8 protein-coding genes are annotated in these 9,113 nt (G+C 48.8%); 4 read left to right on the top strand and 4 right to left on the bottom strand.

Translation table 11 applies throughout. From position 1 onward, the window contains the following. Together ABNT28_RS08300 and ABNT28_RS08295 are read right to left on the bottom strand one after the other, a co-directional pair. Positions 1–1,107 (bottom strand): sarcosine oxidase subunit beta family protein (locus tag ABNT28_RS08300; protein WP_348721372.1); only part of this gene is annotated, 1,107 nt, incomplete at its 3' end. Positions 1,108–1,157: 50 nt separating this feature from the next. Then, positions 1,158–1,346 carry a hypothetical protein gene (locus ABNT28_RS08295; RefSeq protein ID WP_332924829.1) on the bottom strand — a complete coding sequence of 63 codons (189 nt, stop codon included), beginning with the start codon at positions 1,344–1,346 and terminating at the stop codon, positions 1,158–1,160. Between the two features lie 141 nt (positions 1,347–1,487). Between ABNT28_RS08295 and ABNT28_RS08290 the strand changes: the two genes are divergently transcribed. Continuing rightward, positions 1,488–2,657 carry a M20 aminoacylase family protein gene (locus ABNT28_RS08290; RefSeq protein ID WP_348721371.1) on the top strand — a complete coding sequence of 390 codons (1,170 nt, stop codon included), beginning with the start codon at positions 1,488–1,490 and terminating at the stop codon, positions 2,655–2,657. A gap of 252 nt (positions 2,658–2,909) precedes the next feature. After that, entirely contained in the window at positions 2,910–3,338 is a 429-nt protein-coding gene (locus tag ABNT28_RS08285) for a GFA family protein (RefSeq protein ID WP_332924827.1), read from the top strand. 180 nt (positions 3,339–3,518) lie between these two features. Here ABNT28_RS08285 and ABNT28_RS08280 read toward each other — a convergent pair whose 3' ends face one another. After that, a complete protein-coding gene (locus tag ABNT28_RS08280; protein ID WP_348721370.1) occupies positions 3,519–4,886 on the bottom strand; it encodes a D-alanyl-D-alanine carboxypeptidase family protein in 1,368 nt (455 codons plus the stop codon). Between the two features lie 299 nt (positions 4,887–5,185). Here ABNT28_RS08280 and clpS point away from each other — a divergent pair, with 299 nt between their 5' ends. Together clpS and clpA are read left to right on the top strand one after the other, a co-directional pair. Beyond that, the gene (clpS, locus tag ABNT28_RS08275) at positions 5,186–5,509 is read left to right on the top strand and encodes an ATP-dependent Clp protease adapter ClpS (RefSeq protein ID WP_332924824.1); all 324 of its coding nucleotides are present in this window, start codon (positions 5,186–5,188) and stop codon (positions 5,507–5,509) included. Positions 5,510–5,514: 5 nt separating this feature from the next. Beyond that, complete coding sequence (clpA, locus tag ABNT28_RS08270; RefSeq protein WP_348721369.1) at positions 5,515–7,809, top strand: ATP-dependent Clp protease ATP-binding subunit ClpA; 2,295 nt, start codon at positions 5,515–5,517, stop codon at positions 7,807–7,809. Between the two features lie 11 nt (positions 7,810–7,820). Here clpA and ABNT28_RS08265 read toward each other — a convergent pair whose 3' ends face one another. After that, positions 7,821–8,969, bottom strand: a complete 1,149-nt coding sequence (locus ABNT28_RS08265; RefSeq protein WP_332924480.1) for a GNAT family N-acetyltransferase — start codon at positions 8,967–8,969, stop codon at positions 7,821–7,823. Positions 8,970–9,113: the final 144 nt, after the last annotated feature.

Here is a 9,113-nt window from a genome sequence, read left to right as displayed (position 1 = left end):
GGTTTTTGAAATAATTGGTGATGCGTCTGGACAGGTATCAACGATCCCGCCCCAATGCCGCAACATGCGCAGTCGCGACAATACTGGAAACAACTCAACGGCGGCGGCCAGCATATGCTCGGGAACGGGAAATGACCCGCGCTGGGCATAGGAATTATATTTATCCACGCCGGCACCAAGCACCATTTCGCCTTTATCTGATTGGCTTATATACATATGCACCGCATTTGACATGATGACGGTATCCAATATTGGCTTAATTGGTTCCGACACCAAAGCTTGCAAAGGGCGGCTGGCCAATGGCAAACGGATGCCTGCCATTTCGGCAACAACACTCGAATGACCTGCAACAACACAGCCGACCTTGTTGGTTTTGATATAGCCGCGTGTTGTTTCGATCCCGACAATCTTGCGTCCCTGACGGCGCAGTCCAGTCACTTCACATTTCTGAATGATGTCAACGCCCAGATCATCTGCGGCGCGCGCATATCCCCACGCCACCGCATCATGCCGTGCGGTACCACCGCGCTTCTGCAGGAAACCACCCATAACCGGATAGCGGATTGACTGGTCAATATTGATACAGGGAACAAAGGCCTTGATTTCCTTTGGTCCCAGAATGTCTGAATCAATGCCATTTAGACGAATGGCATGAACCCGTCGCGACATTTCGCGCACTTCATGTTCGCTATGCGCGATTGTCAGAACGCCGCGCTGGGAAAACATCACATTGAAATTAATGTCCTGTGACAGACCTTCCCACAATTTCATAGAATGTTCATAGATCGCAGCTGACTCATCCCATAGATAATTTGAACGGATGATGGTGGTGTTACGGCCTGTATTGCCGCCGCCAAGCCAGCCTTTTTCAATCACGGCGATATTGGTCATGCCATGCACTGCCGCCAGATAATAGGCTGTTGCCAGCCCGTGGCCACCACCGCCGATAATAACCGCATCATATTCCGCTTTAGGTTCGGCGTCGCGCCAGGCGCGTTGCCAGTCCTGATGATAGCTCATCGATTGCCGCGCAAGGGCAAAGGCAGAATATTTTGGTTTGCCGCCTGGTAGTCCGCGATTACCTCGATCAGGCTGGTTTCCGGCCATGTCATCTACTCCCTTAAACGCCATGTTGTCCCTGTCACCCAAAGGGGGCGCTACATGGTAAATACAGCGCCACAGTGCGCTTTGGTCACTTCGATACCTGTCTTGGCACCGACGCGGGTTTTGTTTCTTTCGACATGCGTAACAAAGTCATACGTAACTACCGCACAACTTTGGCGCAGCCCGATAGTCAATAACAATTCTTGCACCTTAAGAATAGCAAATTCAGCTTCAAAACCCATATCAAAAACATAAATTATGTTACACTAAATATCATATTTGCTTTGGCTTGACGCCTGCGGCGATTATGCCACTATTGCGCATGGCCAGCATCGGCCTGCCACTTTATGCTATTGTCAGCTTAAAGACGTGAGGAGTGCCAAATGGCTGTTATAAATTCAATCGCTGACCGTCATGAAGATATGCGTGGCTGGCGCCATCTTTTGCATACGCATCCTGAAATCGCCTATGAGGAAGTCTGGACTTCTGATTTTATCGCCGAAAAACTCGAATCCTTTGGTATTGAGGTGCATCGCGGTATGGGTAAAACAGGTGTTGTTGGGGTTTTGCGTGGCACTGGTGACAGCACAGCGGCTATTGGTTTGCGCGCTGATATGGACGCTTTGCCGATGCAAGAAATGAACGAATTTGAACATGCGTCACAAATACCCGGACGTATGCACGCCTGCGGCCATGATGGTCATTCGACCATGCTGTTGGGCGCGGCGCAATATCTGTCGGAAACAAGGAATTTTGACGGTACGGTCTATTTCATTTTCCAGCCTGCCGAAGAAGAAGGTGCTGGTGCCAAGGCAATGGCCGAAGATGGCCTTTTCACGCAGTTCGACATGCAAACGGTATGGGGTATGCATAACTGGCCGGGGGTTGATGTTGGCACCGTTGGGGTGCATCGGGGTGCCTGTATGGCGGCCGCTGATATGTTCGAAATTCGTCTCAATGGTGTTGGCGCGCATGGGGCTATGCCGCATCAGGGCGTTGACCCAATTATATGTGGTGCGGCGCTGGTGCAATCCTTGCAAACGATTGTTTCGCGCCGTGTTTCCCCTTTGTCACCAGCCGTTGTCTCAGTTACGATTTTTGAAGCTGGTAGTGCCTTTAATGTTATTCCGGGTGCCGCGCGGTTGGCAGGAACCGCACGCGCCTTTTCGGCGGATGTGCGCACTTTGCTGGAAACATCGATTCGTGAGATTGCCGCCACCACTGCCGCGACATATGGATGCGGGCTGGAACTTGACTGGATCGCTGGTTATCCGCCGACGGTGAATCATCTGGCCGAAGCGGATCGCGCTGCCACTGTCGCGGCCTTGGTTTTGGGTGATGATAAAATTGTCACTGACATCGAACCGTCGATGGCGTCCGAAGATTTTGCCTTTATGCTTGAAGAAAAACCGGGGGCCTATATCTGGCTTGGCGCTGGTCAACCAAAGGCTGATGGAAATCTGCATAATGCGTGCTATGATTTTAATGATGATCTTCTGCCCTTGGGGGCTAGCTATTGGGCGCGTCTTGTCGAAACTGAATTGACCAAATAGATAATCCGAACAGCTATATTCCGAACAGCTATACTCTGGCCCTTAGACTTCAAAAACATAAATCCAGACACAGTTTCAGATGCAATCCAGATACAGATTCAAACCTTCAAAAACGCTGTATCACCATTTTAAATATATTTGTTCACGAAATGTTTCACGTGAAACATTTCGCAAAATATCGTCAAAAATATGTTTCTGCACACTTTTTGTTAACCATTATCAGGCATTATAGGTTTGAAATGGAGGGCGCAGATGCTGGAGACGATTGCTGGAACCGAGAATAAATATTTTGATGGTGGCTGTCATTGTGGGGCGGTACGCTTTCGCCTGATTGGGCCATTAACGCCGCTTTTGATTTGCCATTGCGATGATTGCCGCCGAATTTCTGGCACAAGCTGGGCCGCAACATCGGTGCCTGACCATTGTTTTAAGATCACGTCATCATCATCCGCCTTGCGCTGGTATGATAGTTCCAGCTGGGCCAAGCGCGGCTTTTGCACCACCTGCGGATCCAGCATGTTCTATCGGATGCATGGCGAGGGGCGGACATCGATTGCCCCCGGCGCGCTTGATGATAATGATATGCTAAGGGTGCGGGGGCAGATTTTTGCCATCAGTCATCCGCTGTGGGGTACGCCCGATTCGGCGGTGCCGCATCTGGATGATTTTTTCAAGCCATGATTGCATGTGTGTATATTAGTAACGCCAATGATTTAAGATAGTGGCATAATCAGATCCACTGGCATAATCAAATCCGCTGGCATAATCAAATCCGCTGGCATAATCAAATCCGCTGGCATAATCAGATCCACTGATATTTTCAGATTTGCTGGCATAATCAGATCCACTGATATTTTCAGATCAGCTGGTATTGCGGATTTGCTCACGCACGGCAATGCATGGGCTTCCTTCGGCAAATAGCACCGCACAGGCAGACCGTGCCTGGGTTTCGTCAAGATCGTGAAACCGCACACGCCATAAAGGCATATCGCCACTTGTCACCAATGTCAGCCTTGCCGGTGTCATGCCAAGCACATTATCGGCCATCCGGCGCGCTTTGGCAGCGGCGCGGTGGGCATTGACGCGCTGGGCAAAACTGCCAATCTGTACACTCCAGACTTCGTCAATCATGATAGCAGGCATGATGTCGGATGCGGCTCTTTTGCTGGCACTAGGGCGTTTGTCTTGTTCAGGCGCGTCCAGAAATTCTTCTTTGGGTAATGGCTGTTTGGCAAGCCGTCTTACTTTGATAAGTGAGCCACGCTCAGGTGGAGATTTTGGTAATTTTTGCGGAATATTGACGGCGGCAACCTGCGTGCTGATTGCGGCAGGTTTTGCACGTTTAAACTGCGCATCCAGAATTTTCATCATATGTGCATCGCGGGACCGTGATGTTTTGCCGCCAAAGACAACACCGATTAGCCGCACACCATGCCGTTCAACAGACGCAACCAGATTGAAACCCGAGGCATTTATATAGCCGGTTTTGATTCCATCGGTTCCAGAATAATGCGCCAGTAATTTGTTGTGGTTGCCAAATTTCCGGCCTTTCCAGTTAAAGCTCTGGGTGCTGAAATAACTATATAATCGTGGAAAATCGCGGCGCATGGCAATAGCCAGCCGCGCCATGTCACGGGCTGTTGATTTTTGCTGACTATGCGGCAATCCAGAGGCGTTTTTAAATACTGTTTTACGCATACCCAAAGCGCGCGCTTTACGGGTCATCCGCTTGGCAAAGCTGCGCTCGGTTCCCGAAATGGATTCGGCAACGGCGGTTGCCACATCGTTGGCCGATTTGGTGACAAGTGCATAAATAGCTTGTTCGGCACTGATTGACTGTCCAGGTTTTAGATATAGTTTTGATGGCGAACGGCTGGCGGCAAGTTTGGACACGCCGATCCGCGAGTCCATATCCATACGGCCAGATTTGATTTCTTCAAATAGCAGATATAGCGTCATGATCTTGGTTAATGATGCCGGATAGCGCATGGCATCGGCATTGCGAGCATACATAACCCGGCCATTGTCAGCATTGATAACGATAGATGCGTATTTGGACGCCATAGCATATTGCGGCCATGCCACAACACCACAAGACAGCATCAGAAACATTATGAATCGCCGCAGACTTTTGAATGTTACATCGGGCATTATGCCAGAAAGAATCGACCTGCCCAGATGTGCTTTGGCTTCGGTCATAGCAGTTAAGCAGATATTTATAACAGCCATAAAATACTTTCCTGACAAGCACCGCAACCGGCGCGTTAACGTAATCTACTTGTGCAGGAATCATACCGGAATTAAGGTTTCAATCAAGAATCTTAGCGAAAAATTCACCTTTTTCTTAATTGATGTTTTCAATTAGGCTCTAAGACATGATTTTTTTTAATTCAACCCCTTTTCCAGCGCTATTTAATGCCAATATCATAAATGTGATCAGCGATATGTAGCGATATCGGGTAATTTGGTTATAATGTTAAATGTAGTAAGATAAAGGTGCGGCATTCGTCCATGCCAGCGAGCAGATTATGACAGATAAAGACAAAAAACATGATGGGGGTTCGGGCCAGATTATTCTGGAAAGCCGAACGCAAACAAAGAAACCGTCAATGTATAAAGTCGTGATGATGAATGACGATTATACACCGATGGAATTTGTTGTTCATGTATTGCAGCATTTCTTTGGTCGGACTGCCGAAGAAGCGACACAGATCATGCTTAATGTCCACCAACGTGGTGTCGGTATTTGCGGCATATATAGCTTTGAAATCGCGGAAACCAAAGCCAGCAAGACTATGGAATATGCACGCCAGAAAGAACATCCGTTGCAACTTCAATTGGAAAAGGAATAGGGTAAATGCTGTCTCGTGAACTGGAAGAGTCCCTACGCCGTGCCATGTCGAACGCGACAACGCGTGCGCATGAATTTGCAACGCTTGAACATCTGTTACTTGCCTTGACCGAAGATAGCGACGCGCTTGAGGTTTTGAGTGCCTGTAATGTTGATATTCAAGAACTATCTCGCAAATTAGAAGAATATATTGAAGTCGAACTCGAATCGATTGTCAGCAGTAAGGATGCGCTTGATGTGCAACCAACAGCGTCTTTCCAGCGCGTTATCCAGCGCGCGATTATCCACACCCAGTCATCAGGCCGTGAAGTTGCCACCGGTGCTAATGTTCTGGTCTCGATCTTTTCCGAACGTGAAAGCCATGCTGTATGGTTTTTAAAGTCGCTTAACATGACCCGACTTGATGCGGTGTCTTTTCTTAGCCACGGCAAGGATGGCAATATCGCCCGCGGTGCTGAAGATCAGGCTGAGGGTGAACAGATTGACGATTCTGGAAGTGATCCGCTTAGTCAATATGCGGTTAATCTGATTGCCAAGGCCGCGAATGGGCGCATTGACCCGTTGATCGGTCGTGACCGTGAAGTTGACCGTACGATTCAGGTGTTGTGTCGCCGCACCAAGAACAACCCGCTTTATGTTGGTGATCCGGGTGTTGGCAAGACAGCAATTGCCGAAGGTCTGGCCTTGCGAATTTATAATGGTGAGGTGCCAGATGTGCTGACGAATGCCGTGATCTATGCCCTTGATATGGGGCAATTGCTGGCTGGTACGCGCTATCGTGGTGATTTTGAAGAGCGCTTGAAAGCGGTCATGAAGGCTATTGAGGAAGATGAAAACGCGATTCTTTTCATTGATGAAATTCATACAGTGATTGGTGCTGGGGCAACATCGGGTGGGGCTATGGATGCGTCTAACCTGTTAAAGCCAGCTTTGCAGGAAGGTAATCTGCGTTGTATCGGGTCAACAACCTATAAAGAATATCGTGGTCATTTTGAAAAAGATCGTGCGCTGGTGCGCCGATTCCAGAAAATCGATGTGGCTGAGCCGACAGTGGCAGATACCATTAAAATTCTGAATGGTCTGAAAAGTCGTTATGAGGCGCATCATAAAATTCGTTATACAGGCGCTGCATTAAAGACTGCGGTTGATCTGGCTGCGCGTTATATCAATGACCGCAAGCTTCCTGATAAAGCGATTGATGTGATTGATGAGGCTGCCGCCGCCCAAAATCTGTTGGCACCTTCACGCCGTAAGGCAACTGTTGGACAAAAAGAAATCGAAGCGACTGTTGCGACGATGGCGCGGATACCTTCAAAGCATGTTAGCCGCGATGATAAAGCGGTTTTGGCAACGCTTGAAGATGATCTGAAACGCCTAGTCTTTGGTCAAGATGCGGCAATCTCGGCATTGTCATCGGCAATCAAATTATCGCGTGCTGGTTTGCGTGAAGTTGAAAAGCCAGTCGGTAATTATCTGTTTTCTGGCCCCACGGGCGTTGGTAAAACCGAAGTGGCACGTCAACTGGCCGAAGCCTTGGGTATCAAGCTGATTCGTTTCGACATGTCGGAATATATGGAACGTCACACAGTGTCGCGCCTGATTGGTGCACCTCCGGGCTATGTCGGTTTCGATCAAGGTGGTCTTTTGACCGATGCTGTCGATCAGACCCCTCATGCGGTGCTGTTGCTTGACGAGATTGAAAAAGCGCATCCCGATCTGTTCAATATTCTGTTGCAGGTGATGGATCATGGCAAGCTGACCGACAATAACGGTAAATCGGTTGATTTCCGTAATGTCATTTTGATTATGACAACGAATGCGGGAGCGCAGGAATTGTCCAAAAAGGCGATTGGTTTTGGCCGTGATATGAATGACGGGGCTGATATAGAAGCGATTGAGAAAATGTTCACGCCTGAATTCCGTAACCGTCTTGATGCGATGATACCGTTTGCGCCGCTGGAAAGCGATGTGATCCGGCTTGTTGTCGATAAATTCATGATGCAGCTGGATGCCCAGCTGGCCGAACGCAACGTTGAAATTGAACTGAGTGATGCGGCGCGTGACTGGCTGGCAGCGCGCGGGTATGACCGTAATTATGGTGCCCGCCCACTTGCCCGCGTGGTTCAGGAAAATATCAAAAAACCACTTGCCGATGCGTTGCTATTTGGCGAGCTGTCTGGTGGTGGTCTTGCCTTTGTCGATGTCAAGGATGATGAAATTGTGGTTGAGGTGAAAGCCCCGCCGCAACGTGCTTTGCCAAGCGGTAAACGGACAGCTTTGCCAGCCCCACAGGATGGCTAACTATTTTTTAACTAGCCATCTTTTTTAAAGGGGCTGACAAAATCGATATGGTTTTTTTCAGCTTCGATTCCACGGCTTTCGGCAGTTAGAAAACGGGCAATGGCATCCTTGAAGCCATCATGCGCGATCCAGTGTGCCGAATAGGTTTTGGCAGGCAAATATCCGCGTTGAACTTTGTGGAATCCTTGCGCGCCTGCTTCAACGCGGGCGAGGCCATGTGCAATGGCAAAATCAATCGCCTGATAATAGCATGTCTCAAAATGCAGATTTGGAATATCAAGGTCGGCACCCCAATTGCGCCCATAAAGACAATCATCACCGATAAAGTTGATTGCACCAGCAATGATTCGGCCTTGATATTCGGCAAGTACCAACAAAATTTTATCAGACATTGTTCTGTGCAGATCGCGAAAGACATCATGCGTCAGATAGGCACCGCCCCATTTACGATCGATGGTCGATATGTAGAACCGGAAAAATGTGTCGATATGCGTCTGGGTAATATCACTGCCAGTTAACTGGATCATCCGGACGCCAGCATCATGAACAGACTGACGTTCCTTTTTGATGTTTTTGCGTTTGCGCGATGATAAGCCAGACAGGAAATCATCAAAATCTTTATAGTCTTTATTATGCCAGTGAAATTGCAAGCCAGAGCGAATGAGCCATCCAGCCGCCCGCAATGGCGCAAGATCGTCTTTGGGCAGGAAATTCAGATGCGCCGATGACAGGCTGTATTTATCAATTAATTGAGTGATGCCATAGGCAAGCGCGGCTTTGATATCGTCACGATTGTCGCGTGCCAGCAAACGTGGGCCAGCCGCCGGGGTAAAGGGCACCGCGCCCAGCAATTTTGGATAATATTGACCCCCCGCACGCATAAAGCCATCAGCCCAGCTATGATCGAAAATATATTCGCCATAGGAATGGTGCTTGATATAGTGCGGCACCGCGCCCAGTAAACTGCCTTCGCTATCACGCAATAAAAGATGCAAAGGTTCCCAGCCACTGTCATTACCGACAGCGCCACCTGTTTCCATTGCCTTTAGAAATTCATGCCGAACAAAAGGGTTGCCATCGCCAGCCAGACGATTCCAATCATCAGTGCTAATTGCACTAATGTCTTTGGTTTGTTCAAGGGTGAAATCAAGGCCGTCCATATATAAGAAAATGGCAATAAAAAGCCGTCCCTACAAGGGGGACGGCATATATATTTTTGGATGATTTGTACATCCATCTATCGACTTTGGGTCGGATGATGCTTGATGCCGCGATCATCCATCGACCTTCGGTCGGATGATGCT

Origin of the sequence: uncultured Candidatus Puniceispirillum sp. (genome assembly GCF_963979125.1) — a bacterium.
Classification (GTDB): Bacteria; Pseudomonadota; Alphaproteobacteria; order Puniceispirillales; family Puniceispirillaceae; genus Puniceispirillum.
This window is presented reverse-complemented; position numbering and strand designations above follow the sequence as displayed.